Origin of the sequence: Micromonospora sp. NPDC003816, from assembly GCF_042874705.1 — a bacterium.
Lineage (GTDB): Bacteria > Actinomycetota > Actinomycetes > Mycobacteriales > Micromonosporaceae > Micromonospora.
Genome location: NZ_JBIANP010000002.1, coordinates 733,077 through 749,831 on the forward strand (window position 1 = coordinate 733,077; position 16,755 = coordinate 749,831).

The 16,755-nt window shown below is 69.5% G+C and carries 16 protein-coding genes; all 16 read right to left on the reverse strand.

What is annotated here, in order from left to right; all coding sequences use genetic code 11:
- Positions 1 to 3: 3 nt before the first annotated feature.
- The 16 genes from nuoK to mqnC all read right to left on the reverse strand — a co-directional run bounded on the left by nuoK (position 4) and on the right by mqnC (position 16,570).
- Positions 4 to 321, reverse strand: coding sequence for an NADH-quinone oxidoreductase subunit NuoK (gene nuoK, locus ACFYTT_RS09170; protein ID WP_013731028.1), 318 nt, complete (start codon positions 319 to 321; stop codon positions 4 to 6).
- On the reverse strand, positions 318 to 1,085 hold the full coding sequence (locus tag ACFYTT_RS09175; RefSeq protein WP_131054362.1) for an NADH-quinone oxidoreductase subunit J: 768 nt from the start codon (positions 1,083 to 1,085) through the stop codon (positions 318 to 320). Before ACFYTT_RS09175 ends, nuoK begins: the two co-directional genes overlap by 4 nt.
- Complete coding sequence (gene nuoI / locus ACFYTT_RS09180) at positions 1,082 to 1,723, reverse strand: NADH-quinone oxidoreductase subunit NuoI (protein ID WP_131054363.1); 642 nt, start codon at positions 1,721 to 1,723, stop codon at positions 1,082 to 1,084. The genes ACFYTT_RS09175 and nuoI overlap by 4 nt, the downstream gene beginning before the upstream one ends.
- A gap of 1 nt (position 1,724) precedes the next feature.
- Positions 1,725 to 3,077 carry an NADH-quinone oxidoreductase subunit NuoH gene (nuoH, locus tag ACFYTT_RS09185; RefSeq protein WP_176092345.1) on the reverse strand — a complete coding sequence of 451 codons (1,353 nt, stop codon included), beginning with the start codon at positions 3,075 to 3,077 and terminating at the stop codon, positions 1,725 to 1,727.
- Between the two features lie 61 nt (positions 3,078 to 3,138).
- Positions 3,139 to 5,634, reverse strand: coding sequence for an NADH-quinone oxidoreductase subunit G (locus tag ACFYTT_RS09190; protein ID WP_387258332.1), 2,496 nt, complete (start codon positions 5,632 to 5,634; stop codon positions 3,139 to 3,141).
- On the reverse strand, positions 5,634 to 6,950 hold the full coding sequence (gene nuoF, locus ACFYTT_RS09195) for an NADH-quinone oxidoreductase subunit NuoF (protein ID WP_176092343.1): 1,317 nt from the start codon (positions 6,948 to 6,950) through the stop codon (positions 5,634 to 5,636). The genes ACFYTT_RS09190 and nuoF overlap by 1 nt, the downstream gene beginning before the upstream one ends.
- On the reverse strand, positions 6,947 to 7,993 hold the full coding sequence (gene nuoE / locus ACFYTT_RS09200; protein WP_387258334.1) for an NADH-quinone oxidoreductase subunit NuoE: 1,047 nt from the start codon (positions 7,991 to 7,993) through the stop codon (positions 6,947 to 6,949). Before nuoE ends, nuoF begins: the two co-directional genes overlap by 4 nt.
- Positions 7,994 to 8,045: 52 nt before the next feature.
- The gene (locus tag ACFYTT_RS09205) at positions 8,046 to 9,371 is read right to left on the reverse strand and encodes an NADH-quinone oxidoreductase subunit D (RefSeq protein WP_131054079.1); all 1,326 of its coding nucleotides are present in this window, start codon (positions 9,369 to 9,371) and stop codon (positions 8,046 to 8,048) included.
- Between the two features lie 55 nt (positions 9,372 to 9,426).
- The gene (locus ACFYTT_RS09210; protein ID WP_176092342.1) at positions 9,427 to 10,158 is read right to left on the reverse strand and encodes an NADH-quinone oxidoreductase subunit C; all 732 of its coding nucleotides are present in this window, start codon (positions 10,156 to 10,158) and stop codon (positions 9,427 to 9,429) included.
- On the reverse strand, positions 10,155 to 10,832 hold the full coding sequence (locus ACFYTT_RS09215; protein WP_117229654.1) for an NADH-quinone oxidoreductase subunit B family protein: 678 nt from the start codon (positions 10,830 to 10,832) through the stop codon (positions 10,155 to 10,157). Before ACFYTT_RS09215 ends, ACFYTT_RS09210 begins: the two co-directional genes overlap by 4 nt.
- A 13-nt stretch (positions 10,833 to 10,845) precedes the next feature.
- A complete protein-coding gene (locus tag ACFYTT_RS09220; protein ID WP_117229653.1) occupies positions 10,846 to 11,211 on the reverse strand; it encodes an NADH-quinone oxidoreductase subunit A in 366 nt (121 codons plus the stop codon).
- A gap of 109 nt (positions 11,212 to 11,320) precedes the next feature.
- Positions 11,321 to 12,595, reverse strand: a complete 1,275-nt coding sequence (locus tag ACFYTT_RS09225) for a geranylgeranyl reductase family protein (protein WP_387258337.1) — start codon at positions 12,593 to 12,595, stop codon at positions 11,321 to 11,323.
- A gap of 168 nt (positions 12,596 to 12,763) precedes the next feature.
- Positions 12,764 to 12,970, reverse strand: a complete 207-nt coding sequence (locus ACFYTT_RS09230; protein WP_131054082.1) for a hypothetical protein — start codon at positions 12,968 to 12,970, stop codon at positions 12,764 to 12,766.
- Between the two features lie 76 nt (positions 12,971 to 13,046).
- Positions 13,047 to 13,754 (reverse strand): demethylmenaquinone methyltransferase, encoded by a 708-nt coding sequence (locus ACFYTT_RS09235; RefSeq protein WP_131054083.1) that lies wholly within the window; start codon positions 13,752 to 13,754, stop codon positions 13,047 to 13,049.
- A 149-nt stretch (positions 13,755 to 13,903) separates the two neighbouring features.
- Positions 13,904 to 15,085: an LPXTG cell wall anchor domain-containing protein gene (locus ACFYTT_RS09240; protein WP_176092339.1), complete on the reverse strand. Its 1,182-nt coding sequence runs from the start codon at positions 15,083 to 15,085 to the stop codon at positions 13,904 to 13,906.
- 294 nt (positions 15,086 to 15,379) lie between these two features.
- The gene (mqnC, locus tag ACFYTT_RS09245) at positions 15,380 to 16,570 is read right to left on the reverse strand and encodes a cyclic dehypoxanthinyl futalosine synthase (RefSeq protein WP_131054602.1); all 1,191 of its coding nucleotides are present in this window, start codon (positions 16,568 to 16,570) and stop codon (positions 15,380 to 15,382) included.
- Positions 16,571 to 16,755 lie beyond the last annotated feature (185 nt).

Here is a 16,755-nt window from a genome sequence, read left to right on the forward strand (position 1 = left end):
CCTCTAGTACTTCAACAGGTTGGCGTCGTCGACGCTGGCGGAGCGCCGGGTGCGGAAGATCGCCATGATGATGGCCAACCCGACCACGACCTCGGCCGCCGCCACCACCATCACGAAGAACGCCATGATCTGGCCGTTCAGGTCACCGTTCATCCGGCTGAAGGTGACCAGCGCCAGGTTGGCCGCGTTGAGCATCAGCTCGACGCACATGAACAGCACGATCGCGTTGCGCCGGACCAGCACCCCGGCCGCGCCGATGGTGAACAGCACCGCGGCGAGGACGAGGTAGTAGTTCGGTTCGACGGAGAAGAAGTCACTCACTTCTCAGTGCCCTTCAGGGTGGTCTCCTCGGCGGCCAGCTCACGCACCGGAAGGATGTCGGGCGTGCTCCGGTCGCTCAGTCGGCCGTCCGGCAGGCGCGCCGGAGTGGCCACCGACGAGGAGGTGGCGAAGACACCCGGGCCGGGCTTCGGACCGGGGTAGTTGCCGGGCGCGAAGCGGGCCTTCATGGTGGCCACCTGGTCGCGCTTGTCCTCCTTGCGCCGCTCGATGTGCGCCAGGATCATGCCGCCGATGGTGGCGGTGATCAGCAGCGCTGCGGTCAGCTCGAAGGCGAAGATGTAGTCGGTGAAGAGCAACCGGGCGATGCCCTGCACGTTGCCGCCAGCGTTGGCCTCCTCCAGACCCACCGCCACGGTGTCCTGGGTGGCCCGGTAGACCCCGCTGCCGAGCAGCGCGGCGAAGCCGACGCCCAGCCCGATCGCCGCGATCCGCTGACCCCGCAGCACCTCGATCAGTGAGTCCGAGGCGTCCCGCCCGACCAGCATCAGCACGAACAGGAAGAGCATCATGATCGCGCCGGTGTAGACGATGATCTGCACCATGCCGATGAACGGCCCGGCCTGGAGCACATAGAACACGCCCAGGCTGAGCATGGTCAGCACCAGCCAGAGCGCCGAGTGCACCGCGTTGCGGGCCGCGACCATGCCGATCGCGCCAGCCAGCGCCAGCGGGGCGAGGATCCAGAAGGCCACCGACTCACCGCCGGAGACCGCACCCGCGGCGAGCACCGTCGAGGTGGTCATGCCGTCTCTCCCTTGTCCGCCGCAGCCCGCTGGGCGGCCTGCTCGGCACCGGGGAAGGTGACGCCCGGGTGCTCGTCGACCTGGTAGTGCCCCGGCCCCATCGGCGAGCGCTCGGCGCCGGCCGAGGTGCCCGGGTTGGTCAGGCTGCCGATGTAGTAGTCCTTCTCGCTGTCGCCCAGACGCATCGGGTGCGGCGGCTGCTCCATCCCCGGCAGCAGCGGCGCGAGCAGCTGCTCCTTGGTGAAGATCAGGTCCTGCCGGTTGTCCCGGGCCAGCTCGTACTCGTTGCTCATGGTCAACGAGCGGGTCGGGCACGCCTCGATGCAGAGCCCGCAGAAGATGCAGCGGGCGTAGTTGATCTGGTAGTTGCTGGCGTACCGCTCACCCGGCGAGAAACGCTGTTCGTCGGTGTTGTCGCCACCCTCGACGAAGATCGCGTCCGCCGGGCAGGCCCAGGCGCACAGCTCACAGCCGATGCACTTCTCCAGGCCGTCCGGGTGCCGGTTGAGGATGTGCCGGCCGTGGTAGCGCGGCGCCGGCTTCGGCGGGGTGAAGGGGTAGTCGGTGGTGACGACCTTCTTGAACATGTGCGAGAAGGTGACCCCGAAGCCCTTGAACGTTCCGGTGATCGCGCCCACGTCACACCTCCTCAGAGTCCTGGCCGGCGGGAACGTTGGCCGGCTCCCGCTCGGCGACCATGCGCCGGGTACGCGGGCTCGGGGGTACCTGCAGATCCATTGGCGGCAGCGGGAAGCTGCCCTGCGGCCGGTTCTCGACCTGCTCGGCGACGGTCGGCTTCGACTGCGGTTTACGGCTCGGCCAGAACATCGCGGCGAGCAGCACGATCCCGGCCGGGATACCGATGGCCCACAGGCGACCCGTGGTGTCCCAGTCGCCGATGGTGCGGTACCAGCCCAGGACCACGATCCAGACCAGGCTGACCGGGATCAGCACCTTCCAGCCGAGGCGCATGAGCTGGTCGTAGCGGAGCCGGGGCAGCGTGCCCCGCAGCCAGACGAAGACGAACACCAGCAGGATGACCTTGCCGAAGAACCAGAGCAGCGGCCACCAACCGGAGTTGGCACCCGACCAGAGGCTGATCGGCCACGGCGCGTACCAGCCGCCCAGGAAGAGGGTGACGGTGAAGGCCGACATGGTCACCATCGCCACGTACTCGCTGAGCATGATCAGCGCGAACTTCAGCGAGCTGTACTCGGTCATGAAGCCCGCCACCAGCTCCGACTCCGCCTCCGGCAGGTCGAACGGCGGCCGGTTCGTCTCACCGACGATGGAGATGAAGAAGACGATGAAGCTCGGGAACAGCAGCAGCGCGTACCAGCCGGGCGCCCAGACGTCGACGCCGAAGAGGTTCACCTGCGTGCCGGTGCCCTGTGCGGCCACGATCTCCGAGGTGGACATCGTGCCGGCGAGCATGAACACCGCCACGATGGACAGCCCCAGCGACACCTCGTACGAGATGAGCTGGGCGGTGGACCGCAGACCACCGAGCAGCGGGTAGGTCGAGCCGGAGGCCCAGCCCGCCAGCACGATGCCGTAGACCGCCAACGACGAGAAGGCGAGCACCACCAGCACCGCCACCGGCACGTCGGTGACCTGCAACGGCGTCTGGTGGCCGAAGATGCTGACCATCGGGCCGAAGGGGATCACCGACAGCGCGGTCACCGCGCAGATCACCGAGATGGCCGGCGCGAAGAAGTAGATGACCTTGTCTGCCGACTTGGGGAGGATGTCCTCCTTGAAGGCCATCTTCAGGCCGTCGGCGAGCGTCTGCAGCAGACCGAAGGGGCCGAGCTGGTTCGGGCCCGGCCGGACCGCCATCCGCCCCACCACTCGCCGCTCGAACCAGACGCCCAGCAGCGTGCCGAGCAGGGCGACGACGAAGGCAAAGACGATCTTGCCAAGCACCAGCCACCACGGGTCGTGACCGAAGTCGGTCAGCGACGGCGCCTGGGCGAGGAGCGAGTGACTCACTGGGCCCACCTTTCGTTCCCGACTGCGGGGCTCACTCGCTCCGCTCGTTCACTCCTCGCACTCACTGGTGACCCCCGGAGGAGTTGAGCAGCGGGCCCGAACGACCCGCCGCGTCGGCGGCGACCGGCTCGGCCGTACCGGGTGCGGAGACCCGGACCACCGAACCGGAGGTCGCGCCCAGGCTGCGCCGTACCGTCGCGCCGGGCGAGTTGGTGGGCAGCCAGACCACGCCGTCCGGCATCTCGGTGATGGCCGCCGGCAGGGTCAGCGCCCCACGGTCGGTACCCACCGTCACCGGGTCACCGTCGGCGATGCCGAGCGCCTCCGCGCTGCCCTTGCCCAGCCGGACCACCGGCGGGCGGGCGGTGCCGCCCAGGTGCTCGTCACCGTCGATGAGGCTGCCCAGGTCGAGCAGTTGGTGCCAGGTCGCCAGGACCGCCTCGCCGGGCGCGAGGTCCCGGACGGTGCCCGGCGCGACACTCGGGGCGGCCGGACGACCCACCCGGGTCGTCGGCAGGCTGCCCAGCTCGCGGCGCACGGAGAGCACGTCTCCAGTGCCCAGCCGCACGTCCAGCTGGGCGGCGAGCGCGTCGAGCACCCGGCCGTCGGTCATCGCGGCGGTGGTCAGGACCGCGTCGAACGGACGCAGCCGGCCCTCCCAGTCCAGGAAGCTGCCGGCCTTCTCGACCACCGGGGCGACCGGCAGGACGACGTTCGCCCGTCGGGTCACCGCGCTGGCCCGCAGCTCCAGGCTGACCAGGAACGACACCGCGTCGAGGGCCTGCTCGGCCAGGCGCGGGTCGGCCAGGTCGGCCGGGTCGACGCCGGCCACCACCAGTGCGCCGAGGCGGCCCTCGGCGGCGGCGGCGAGGATGCCGTCGGTGTCCCGGCCGGCCTGGCTCGGGATCACTCCGGCCGGGATGTCCCACGCCTCGCCCAGCTCAGCGCGCGCGGTCGGCTCGGTGACGATCCGCCCACCGGGCAGCAGGTTGGGCAGGCAGCCGGTGTCGACGGCGCCCCGGTCCCCGGCGCGTCGCGGCACCCAGGCAAGCTTCGCACCGGTACGCGCGGCCACCTCGGCGGCGGCGGAGAGCCCGCCGGGCACCGAGGCCAGTCGCTCACCGACGATCAGGATCGCACCCGGGGCGCTCAGCGCCTCGGCGACCGTGGCGTGCTCGGCGAGCACCCCGGCCTCCTCACCCGGCACCACCCGGGCCAGCTTGGCACCGAGCTTCTCCAGGCCGCGGGTGGCGAACGGCGCGATCGCGTACACCTTGAGCTTGTTCTTGAGGTACGCCTTGCGCATCCGCAGGAAGAGGATCGGGCACTCCTCCTCCGGCTCCAGGCCGACCAGCACCACGGCGGGAGCGTTCTCGACGTCGGTGTAGGTGACGTCGGTGCTGCCCGCGACGTTGCTGGCCAGGAAGTCGGCCTCCTCGCGGGAGGCCGGGCGGGCCCGGAAGTCGATGTCGTTGGTGTGCAGCGCGATCCGGGCGAACTTCGCGTACGCGTAGGCGTCCTCGACGGTCAGCCGACCGCCGGTGAGCACCGCCGAGCCCTGACCGCCGTCCCGGGCCGCACGCAGCCCCTCGGCGGCGACGCTGAGCGCCTCGCTCCAGGACGCCTCACGCAGCTCACCGGTGCGCTCGTCGCGGACCAGTGGAGTGGTCAACCGGTCGGTGGCACGGGCGTACTGGAAGCCCCACCGGCCCTTGTCGCAGTTCCACTCCTCGTTGACCTGCGGGTCGTCGCCGGCCAGCCGCCGCATCACCTTGCCCCGACGCCAGTCGGTGCGCTGGGCGCAACCGGCCGAGCAGTGCTCGCAGACGCTCGGGCTGGAGACCAGGTCGAACGGGCGGGCGCGGAAACGGTACTGGGTGCCGGTCAGCGCGCCGACCGGGCAGATCTGCACGGTGTTGCCGGAGAAGTACGAGTTGAACGGCACGTCACCCGCGTCGCCCTCCTCGCCGTACTCCTCGTCCCGGTAGATGTTGATCTCCTCGGCGGACGAACGGTTCATCAGGTCGATGAACTTGTCGCCGGCGATCTCCTCGGAGAACCGGGTGCAGCGCTGGCAGAGCACGCAGCGCTCGCGGTCGAGCAGCACCTGGGTGCTGATCGGCAGCGGCTTCGGGTACTCCCGCTTGTGCTCGTGGAACCGCGAGTCGGTGCGGCCGGTCGACATCGCCTGGTTCTGCAGCGGGCACTCGCCGCCCTTGTCACACATCGGGCAGTCGAGGGGGTGGTTGACCAGGAGCAGCTCCATGATCCCCTCCTGCGCCTTCTTGGCGACCGGGGAGCTGAGCTGGGTACGGACGACCATGCCCTCGGCCACCGTCTGCGTGCAGGAGGCGACCGGCTTGCGCTGCCCCTCCACCTCGACGAGGCACTGGCGGCAGGCACCGGCCGGTGCCAGCAGCGGGTGGTCGCAGAAGCGGGGGATCTCCGTGCCGATCTGCTCGGCGACGCGGATCAGCAGCGCCCCCTTCGGGGCGGTGACCTCGACGCCGTCGATGGTCAGCGTGACCGTCTCGGTCGACTTGGCAACGTCCGTCATTAGTGGGCTCCCACCAACTGCTTGTCGGACAACTTCGGAGCGGTCCGTCCCTCGATGTAGTCGAGGTAGTCCTGCTTGAAGTACTTCAGGGACGACGTCACCGAGCTGGTGGCACCGTCACCCAGGCCGCAGAACGAGCGGCCCAGGATGTTGTCGCAGGTGTCGAGCAGGGTGTCCAGGTCGTCGTGGGTGCCCTGACCGGCCAGGATGCGCCGGTAGACCCGGACCATCCAGTAGTTGCCCTCCCGGCACGGGGTGCACTTGCCGCACGACTCGTGGTGATAGAACTCCAGCCAGCGGTAGGTCGCATAGACCGGGCAGTCCTGGTCCGAGAAGATCTGCGTGGCCGTGGTGCCGAGGATCGATCCGGCGCCGGCCACCCCCTCGAAGTCCAGCGGCACGTCCAGGTGCTCGGCGGTGAGCAGCGGCGTGGACGAACCACCCGGGGTCCAGAACTTGAGGTGGTGCCCGGGCTGCATGCCACCGGCCAGCTCCAGCAGCTCGCGCAGGGTGATGCCCATCGAGCACTCGTACTGACCCGGGTTGGCGATCCGGCCGGAGAGCGAATAGATCATCGGTCCGGAGGACTTCTCCGTGCCCATGGTCTTCCACCACTCGGCGCCGCCCAGCACGATGTACGGCACACTGGAGATGGTGCCGACGTTGTTGACCACCGTGGGGCTGGCGTACAGGCCGTGGGTCGCCGGGAACGGCGGGCGCAGCCGGGGCTGGCCCCGGAAGCCCTCTAGCGAGTCCAGCAGCGCCGTCTCCTCGCCGCAGATGTACGCACCGGCGCCCGAGTGCACCACCAGGTCCAGGTCGAAACCGGACCCGAGGATGTCGCGCCCGAGGTAGCCCTTGGCGTACGCCTCGTTCACCGCGTTGCGCAGCCGGCGTGCCGCGTGCACGGCCTCGCCCCGGATGTAGATGTAGGCCCGGCTGGCCCGGATCGCGTACGACGCGATGATCACGCCCTCGACCAGCGAGTGCGGGTCGTGCGTCATCAGCGGCAGGTCCTTGCAGGTGCCCGGCTCGCCCTCGTCGGCGTTGACCACGAGGTAGTGCGGCTTGCCGTCGCCCTGCGGGATGAAGCCCCACTTGAGGCCGGTCGGGAAGCCCGCGCCGCCACGACCGCGCAGCCCGGAGTCCTTGATGAGCTGGATCAGGTCGTCCGGGTGCGCCTTGAGCGACTTGCGCAGCGCGGCGTACCCGTCGAGCTTCTCGTAGGTGCCGATCCGCCAGGCGTCCGGCGACAGCCAGCGCTTGGTGAGGACCGGCGTCAGCTTGGCCAGGATCTCCGGCCGAGGCGTGGTCACTTCTGAGCCCCCTTGTCGTTCGCGGAGCCCTGGCCACCGCCGGACGACTCCGCCTCGCTGAGGTTGCGCTCCTGAGCCTCGGCGTCGTCGCCGGCAGGCTTGCCGTCACCGGCGGGTGGGTTGGCCGCCGCACCGGCGGCCTCCGCCGCGCGGGCGTCGCTCGACGCCGGAGGCGACCCGTCGACCGGCACCTTCGTGCCGGGGGCGTCCGGCACCGCCGTCTGGGCGTCCGGCTGCCGGGTCTCGGCGGTACGCACCTGCGGCGACTTGCGGTCCGGTGCGGGTACGTCGGGCGCCGTGGTGCCGGTCGGCGCGGCCTTGGCCGGGGTGGCCGGGGCCGCCTTGTCACCGGCCTTGCCGCTGCGGATCGGGGTGTTCGGGTCGAAGCCCGGCACCGAGATGCCGTGCTGCTCGGCCAGGCGCAGGCCACGCAGGCTCGGCTCGCCCGGTACGCCGTCGGCGACCGCGCCCTCACGCTCGTCGGCGAAGCCGGCGAGCTGCACCGCCATCTCCTTGAGCGTGCAGAGGCGGGCGCCCCGGCTCGGCGTGGGCCGCCCTCCGGCGCGCAGCTCGTCGACCAGACCGACCGCGCTCTGCGGGTCGACGCCGTCGAAGAAGTCGTAGTTGACCGTCATCACCGGGCCGTAGTCGCAGGCGGCCAGGCACTCGGCGTGTTCGAGGGTGATCGTGCCGTCCTCGGTGGTCTCGTCGTGCCCGACACCCAGGTGCTCGGTGAGGGCGTCGTAGACCTCCTGCCCGCCGAGGACGTTGCACATGGTGTTGGTGCAGACGCTGACCAGCCAGTCACCGGTGGGGCGGCGCTTGTACATGGTGTAGAAGCTCGCCACGGCGCCGACCTGGGCCTTGTTCAGGCCGAGCACCTCGGCGCAGAACGCCACTCCGGCCGGGGAGACGTAACCCTCCTCGGACTGCACCAGGTGCAGCAGGGGTAGCAGGGCCGAACGGGACCGGTCGGCCGGGTAACGGGCGATGATCTCCCGCGCCCGAGCCCGCGTCGCATCAGTGAAAACAGTCGTGGTCATCAGCGCCGCCTTCCGTTCGCGACTGCGGGGCTTGCAAGCCCACTCCTCGCGCTCACCGGTCACAACCTCCCATGACGGGGTCCAGCGAGGCACCGCCGGCGATCACGTCGGCGATCAGGCCACCCTCGGCCATCGCCGGCAGTGCCTGGAGGTTGACGAAGCTCGGCTCGCGGTAGTGCACCCGGTACGGCCGGGTGCCACCGTCGGAGACCGCGTGTACACCCAGCTCGCCTCGCGGCGACTCGATGCCGACGTACACCTGGCCCGGCGGCACCCGGAAGCCCTCCGTCACCAGCTTGAAGTGGTGGATCAGGGACTCCATCGACTGCCCCATGATCTTGGCGACGTGCTCCAGGGAGTTGCCCATGCCGTCGACACCGATGGCCAGTTGCGCCGGCCACGCGATCTTCTTGTCGGCGACCATCACCGGACCCGGCTCGAGCCGGTCCAGCGCCTGCTCGACGATCTTGAGCGACTCCCGCATCTCGGCCATCCGGACCAGGTACCGGCCCCAGACGTCGCCGTCGGGATGCGTCGGCACGTCGAACTCGTAGTCCTCGTAACCGCAGTACGGCATGGTCTTGCGCAGGTCCCAGGCCAGCCCGGCGGAGCGCAGCACCGGCCCGGTGACGCCGAGCGCGACACAACCGGTCACGTCCAGCACCGCGATGTTCTTCGTCCGCTCCAGCCAGATCGGCTGGCCGGAGAGCAGGTCCTCGTACTCCTTGAGCCGCTTCGGCAGGAGCTTGAGGAAGTCGCGGATCTTGACGATCGCCTCGTCCGGCACGTCCTGGGCGACACCGCCCGGCCGGACGTACGCGTGGTTCATCCGCAGGCCGGTGATGAGCTCGAAGATCTCCAGGATGTACTCGCGCTCCCGGAAGCCGTAGAGCATCATGTTGATCGCGCCCAGCTCCATCGCCGTGGTGGCGACCCAGACCAGGTGCGAGGAGATCCGGTTCAGCTCCATCATGAGCACCCGGATGGTGTTGGCCCGCTCGGTGATGTCGTCGGTGATACCGAGCAGCTTCTCCACGGCGAGCGAGTACGCCGTCTCGTTGAAGATCGGCGAGAGGTAGTCCATCCGGGTCACGAACGTCGAGCCCTGGACCCAGTTGCGGTATTCCAGGTTCTTCTCGATACCGGTGTGCAGATAGCCGACGACCGAGCGGGCCTCCCGGACCGTCTCGCCCTCCAGCTCCAGGACCAGCCGCAGCACCCCGTGCGTGGACGGGTGCTGCGGACCCATGTTGACGACGATCCGACCCTCGTTGATCGGGTCGACTCCCGAGACGAGGTCGTCCCAGTCCCCACCGGTGACGGTGAAGACCCGACCTTCGGTGGTCTCGCGCTCGGTGGCGTAGTTGGACGCGCTCACAGTGCCGACCTTTCGTTCGCGACTGCGGGGCTCCGCTTCGCTGCACTCCTCGCGTTCACTGGTACGACCTCCGCTTGTCGGGCGGCGGGATCTCGGCGCCCTTGTACTCCACGGGCACGCCGCCGAGGGGGTAGTCCTTCCGCTGCGGGTGACCCTCCCAGTCGTCCGGCATGAGGATCCGGGTCAGCGCCGGGTGGCCGTCGAAGACGACGCCGAACATGTCGTACGCCTCCCGCTCCTGCCAGTCCGCGGTCGGGTAGACCGAGGTGACGCTGGGCAGATGCGGCTCCTCGGCGGAGACGGCCACCTCCAGCCGCACCAGTCGCCGGTAGGTCATCGAGGTGAGCTGGTAGACCACGTGCAGCCGGCGCTCGTCGGCACCGAGGTAGTCCACGCCGGAGAGCGACGAGAGCAGCTCGAAGCGCAGCCCCGCGTCGTCCCGCATCACCTGGCAGACCTCGGCGATCCGCTCCGGGCGGATGTGCAGGGTCAGCTCACCCCGGTCGACGACCACGTTCTCGATCGCGTCGCCGAAGGCCGGGTACGCCTCCTCCAGCGCGTCGTACACCTCGTCGAAGTAGCCACCGAACGGCCGGGGCGAGTCCACGAGCTGCGGGCGCGGGCGGACCAGCCCGCCGAAGCCGGAGACGTCACCGGTGCCCTGGTTGCCGAACATGCCCCGACCGGCGGGCGAGGCCGGCGGGAACTCGGCGGGTGCGCCGCTGGTCGACCCGGCCGGCGTCACCGGAACCGGTACGACACCGTCGGTCCGCTTGTCGTCAGTCACTTGATCCCCCCGTACGGGTGGAGGTGGTTCTGGGCCTTCATCCAGTTCTCGATCCGCAACTGCTCCTCGCGGCCCTCGCGGACGGCCTTCGTCCACTCGGCCCGCCGGGCCTTGTCGTTGCGGTACGACGACGGCATCGAGCCGTACGGCACCACCGGCACGTCACCGCGCGCCTCGCGGGCCGCCAGCATCTTGCGGCCGTTCGGACCGAGCGGCTCGTGGCCGATCTTCTCGCGCAGCTTGAGGATCGCGTCGATGAGCATCTCCGGCCGGGGCGGGCAGCCCGGGAGGTACATGTCGACCGGCACGACGTGGTCCACGCCCTGCACGATGGCGTAGTTGTTGAACATGCCGCCGCTGCTGGCGCAGACGCCCATGGAGAGCACCCAGCGGGGCTCGGCCATCTGGTCGTAGATCTGGCGCAGCACCGGGGCCATCTTCTGGCTGACCCGGCCGGCGACGATCATCAGGTCGGCCTGACGGGGCGAGGCCCGGAAGACCTCCATGCCCCACCGGCCCATGTCGTAGTGCGGACCACCGGCGGCCATCATCTCGATCGCGCAGCAGGCCAGGCCGAAGGTGGCACCCCAGACCGACGACTTGCGCGACCAGTTGACGAGCTTCTCCACCGAGGTGAGCAGGACGCCGGCGGGAAGTTTCTCCTCGATACCCATTGCCGTTCCTCCCTCAGTCCCAGTCCAGGCCGCCGCGCCGCCACTCGTAGGCGTACGCGACGAAGACCGCACCGATGAAAATCAACATGGCGACGAATCCGAATACCGGAAGCATGTCGAAGGAGACCGCCCACGGGTAAAGGAAGATCATTTCCACGTCGAAGACGATGAAGAGCATCGCCGTCAGATAGAACTTGACCGGGAACCGGCTGCCGCCGATCGGCTGCGGGCTGGGCTCGATGCCACATTCGTAGGCTTCGAGCTTGGCCTTGTTGTAGCGCCGGGGTCCGGCGAACCGGGCAGCCCCTATGGAGAACAGCGCGAAGGCCGCGGCGAGGGCGAACAGCCCAATGATGGGTACGTAAGGCGAGAGCGACATCTTCTTCTCCTGCTCGTCCTTCCCTGCCCGCGTTCGTTGGCGAAATTCACACTATTCACATCCCACCCGGCGACCGTCGGCGGGGGGTCGATCTGCCTGGTCCGCGCCCCTACACTGCGGGCGCGACCCGGGTCATCGCATTGATCACCCGGTCCATCGCGTCACCGCCACGAGGGTCGGTGAGGTTGGCCAGCAGCTTGAGCACGAATCTCATGAGGGTCGGGTGGGGCATGCCGTGCTTGGTCGCCACCCGCATGATCTCGGGCCGGCCGATCAGCTTCACGAAGACCCCACCCAGCCGGTAGTAGCCGCCGAACCGGGTCTTCAACTCCTGCGGGTACGCCATCAGTGCCCGCTCGCGCTCGGCACCGACCGGACGGGCCAGCGCCTGCACCGCGACCTCCGCGGCCAGTTCACCGGACTCCATGGCGTACGCGATGCCCTCGCCGTTGAACGGGTTGACCATGCCACCGGAGTCACCGACAAGCATGACCCCCCGGGTGTAGTGCGGCACCCGGTTGAAGCCCATGGGCAACGCCGCGCCGAGGATCGAGCCCTCGGCGTTGGCCTCGTCGGTCATCCCCCACTCCGGTGGCGTGTTGGCCAGCCAGTCGGTGAGCAGCCGCCGGTAGTTGGTCTTGCCGAAGGCCGACGAGGAGTTGAGGATGCCGAGGCCGACGTTGACCCGGCCGTCGCCGAGGCCGAAGATCCAGCCGTACCCGGGCAGCAGGGCACCGGTGCCCTTGGCCCGCAGCTCCAGCCAGGACTCCAGGTAGTTGTCGTCGTGCCGGGCCTCGGAGCGGTAGTAGCGGCGTACCGCCACGCCGATCGGACGGTCCTCGCGCTTGGCCAGCCCGAGGGCGAGCGGGAAGCGGCCGGAGACGCCGTCCGCGGCGACGACCAGCGGCGCGTGGAAGGTGGCCGGGGCCTTGTCCGGGCCGTCCTCGGCCTCCACGCCGATCACCCGGCCGTTGCCGTCGAGCACCGGGCCGGTCACGTTCACGTTGGTCCGCAGCGTCGCCCCGGCGGACGTCGCCCGCTGGACGAGCAGGTCGTCGAAGTCGAGTCGGGTGCGGACCAGCCCGTAGTTCGGGAAGCTGGCCAGGTCGGGCCAGTCCAGTTCGAGCCGGACCCCGCCGCCGATCACCCGCAGACCTCGGTTGTGCAGCCAACCGGCCTCGGGCGAGGTGTCCACGCCCATCCGGATCAGTTGCCGCACCGCGCGCGGGGTCAGCCCGTCACCACAGACCTTCTCCCGGGGGAACTCGGTCTTCTCCAGCAGCAGCACGCGTACGCCGTGCCGGGCCAGGTGGTATGCGGTCGCCGCCCCACCGGGGCCGGCGCCCACGACGATCACGTCGGCGTCGTTCTCCACCGCGGTCATTCGCGCCTCCTCCCCGGGTGCTCGTGAAATGCTTCACAAGCCAGTCGGGACGAGTCTATGACCGCCGCCGTACGCTCGGTTTGTTAGGGCGACCTAACATCACGGAAACAGGACACTGACGGAACTCCCGGACGCTGGGCTCATGCCGTCCGAGGCATCGGAGCAGCCCTATGCGCGGGGGCCGGTCGCGTCCAGACCTGCGCGGATCGTCTCCGGCAGGTGCTCCCGCAGCGCGCCGCCGGCAGCCCGGTCCAGCGCGGCGAGCACCTCGGACACCACCTGACGCACGTCCGCCGGATCCGCGCCGGCCAGATCCCTGAGCTGGTCGACCAGCTCGGCGGCATCATCGATGGCCACGTGGCGCGAATCCGTCATGCGGGCCAGCCTAAGCGGCAGACAATATCAAACAGACTTATTCGCCCAAATAGCGGTGAAAATGGTGCAAGTCGGGTCAGTCGCGGATCGCGCGGTGCAGCGCCACGATGCCGCCGCTCAGGTTCCGCCACGCCACCCGACCCCACCCGGCCGCGCCCACCCGGGCGGCCAGCGCGGGCTGGTCCGGCCAGGCCCGGATCGACTCGGCGAGATAGACGTAGGCGTCCGGGTTGCTGGACACCGTCCGCGCCACCGCAGGCAACGACCGCATCAGGTACGACAGGTAGACGGTGCGGAAGGCCGGGTTGACCGGGGTGCTGAACTCGCACACCACCAGCCGGCCGCCGGGCCGGGTGACCCGCGCCAGCTCGCGCAGCGCCGCATCGGTGTCGCTGACGTTGCGCAGCGCGAAGGAGATGGTCACCGCGTCGAAACTCGCATCGGCGAAGGGCAGCCGGAGGGCGTCACCGGCCAGCAGCGGCACCTGTGGACGGACCCGCTTGCCCGCATAGAGCATGCCCAACGACAGGTCGGCGCCGACCGCGTACGCCCCGGAACGGGACAGCTCTTCGGTCGAGACCCCGGTGCCCGCGCCCACGTCCAGCACCCGGTCCCCGGGGCGCAGATCCAGCGCGGCCCGGGTGGCCCGCCGCCAGAACCGGTCCTGCCCGAAGGAGAGGACGGTGTTGGTCAGGTCGTAGCGGGCCGCGACCCCGTCGAACATCGCGGCGACCTCGTGCGGCTGCTTGTCCAGGCTGGCGCGCTGGCCCTGCGGGGTGCTCACCCCTCCACTCTGCCAGCCGGGCCTCGCACCCTTCACGCCCAGGGTCACCGGCGCCCACCGCAGAGACAGTAGGGGCGGGATGGTCGCCCATCCCGCCCCTACTGCCGTGCGTTATGTGAACGGCCCGCGCGGGCCGATTGAGGACTACCTCAGGAATTGGTCTTCTCGTCGCCCGGAGCCACCAGGACCACCCGGCGACGACGGGACACCAGGAACATGGCCGCACCGGCGAGCACGACACCCGCGCCGACGGCGCCGATCACGCCCGCCTGCACACCGGTGACCGGCAGGCCACCGCCGCCGCCACCGTTGCCGGTGGCCGCCACGATCACGGCGAAGTCGTCGCTGTTGTCGGACGGGTCGATGTCGACGAACTCGGACTCCTCGATCTTCCGGACCTCGGCCCGGTCGAAGTCGGGCTTGGTCGCCTGCTTGCTGATCCGGGCTTCCGGCTTCAACGCGCCGTGCGCCACGGCCTCCAGCGAGCCGCCCTTGAGGGCCACCGGCGCCTTCACGTCCTCGTCCACCACGACCGGCAGCGGGAGGATCAGTACGCTGTCCTGCTCGAGCACGAAGTCCTTGTCCTCGCAGACCACGGTGCGGTCGGCGCCGGTCTTGCAGCCGTCGATCGGGAAGGCCAGGCTGACGTGCTCGGGCAGCTTGTAGGTCAGCTTGAGTCCCCGTGCGGCCATGTCGCCCTGGTTGGCGATCTCGCTGTAGACCAGGGCGGTGTCACCGGGGTGCAGCTTCTTGCCCTCTTTGACGGTCTCGAAGTCAAAGCTGGTCTTCACGTCCGGGACGATCACGCCCAGGTCGACGCCGCTCTCCGGGGTCACCTCGACGTCGAAGGTGACGCTGTTGTTGCTGTCGTCGGTGTCGTCCGGCGACTCGACGGTGATGGTGACCGGGGCCTTGTACGGCCCGGTGGCCGTTCCACCGGGCTTGATCAGGAGGAGCGGCAGCTCGGTGGTCTCGCCGGGACCGGGGATCTCGGTCTTGTCCAGCTCGCAGACGAACAGGTTCGGGTCCGGGTCGTTGTCGAAGGTGCACCCACCCTCGGTGAACGTCACGAACCAGAGCTTGCTCTCGTCCACCTTGGAGGCGTCGACCCTGAGGGAGACCTTGCTCGGGGTGTTCTTGCCCTGGTTGGCGATCTTGGCCCAGGCGACCTTGCCCCAGACACCGTCGGTGACCTTGGTGCCGGCCGAGGTGATCGCCAGGTCGGTCTCGGTGCCGGCCGCGTGGGCCGGCGCGCCGAACGCGGCGACCGCGCCCGAGGCGAGCAGTGCGGCCGTGGCCAGGCTCGCGGCACGGCGAGTGCGGAAGATCATTGAAGGGTCTCCCCCGTGGAGTGGTGTGAAGCGTACGGCCGGGGACGTTAGCGCTCAGGGATCACCCGCGCCACCCCGGTTCACACCCGCCACAGGCTGCTCAGCTAATCGCCATTTAAGGTTTGTCCGGATTGATGGCTCTTGTTGCCCAGGGGAGCGCGACCCCGCACCGCTCCGGCGTCGCGCTTCGAACCGGATGGATGGGCGGGGTGAGCCGTTCGGATGATCAGCTGAGAAGCGACACCGTTGGCGAACCGTGACCTTCCCGGAAACCGCCCGTGACCTCGGGGAGAGTCAGTTCGCCTCGACCAGCGGCAGGGAGCGGCCGGCACCGCCGCCGGGCAGCGCGATCGACGAGAAGTGCGACACCACCCGTTCGTCGGTGGGGTCGTCGGCGGGGGTGTGGTGCACGGCCAGCCGCTGGTAGAGCGTGTCCCGTTGCGCCGGGATCCGGTCGGCGGAGCGGATCATCCCGATCAGCTCGTGCAGGTTGGACCGGTGCCGGGCACCCGCCGAGGAGATGACGTTCTCCTCCAGCATGATCGAACCCAGGTCGTCCACGCCCATGTGCAGCGCGAGCTGCCCCACGTCCTTGCCCGTGGTCAACCAGGACGCCTGCAGGTGCGGCACGGTCTCGAAGAAGAGCCGGGCCACCGCCACCAGGCGCAGGTACTCCAGCGTGGTCGCCTGGGTCCGGCCCTTGAGGTGGTTGTTCTCCGGCTGGTACGTCCACGGGATGAACGACCGGAAGCCCTGGGTACGGTCCTGCACGTCGCGGATCATCCGCAGGTGCTCGATCCGCTCGGCGGCCGTCTCACCGGTGCCCATCATCATCGTCGCGGTCGACTCGACGCCCTGCCGGTGCGCCAGCTCCATGACCTCCAGCCAGCGCTCACCCGACTCCTTGAGCGGCGCGATCGCCCGGCGCGGGCGCTCCGGAAGCATCTCGGCACCGGCACCGGCGATCGAGTCCAGCCCGGCGGCCTTGATCCGGGCGATGGCGTCGTCCAGGCTCACGCCGGAGACCTTCGCCATGTGCAGGATCTCGCTCGGCCCGATCGAGTGGATGGCGAGCTGCGGGTACGCCTTCTTGACCGAGGAGAACAACTCCTCGTAGTACTCCACCCCGTAGTCCGGGTGGTGGCCGCCCTGGAGCATGACCTGGGTCGCGCCCAACTCGACCGCCTCGCCGCAGCGGCGCAGGATCTCCTCGGTGGGGTGGGTCCACCCCTCCTTGTGCTTCGGAGCCCGATAGAAGGCGCAGAACTTGCACGCCGTCACGCAGACGTTGGTGTAGTTGATGTTGCGGTCGATCAGGTAGGTGACGACGTTGTCCGGGTACCGCCGACGGCGCACCGCGTCCGCGGCCTCGCCCAGCGCGTGGAAGGGCGCCTCGGTGTAGAGCAGCAGCGCCTCCTCGGGCGTGATCCGCCCACCGTCCGCGCCACGCTGCAGGATGTCGTCGATCTCCCGGCTCGTCGTCACATCCCGAGCGTACGTCGAGGACCTGTGCTGCGCGGAGGCGACTGACGAGCCGTTACTGCCGTCACACAGCACCGAGCTGTGTTACTCCTCAGGCCACACAGGCGCCACACAACGGCATGTCACCGCACCACATCTCCATCACAGTGTCACACTGAGCCACACCAGGAACTCGCCGCCGGAGGTGA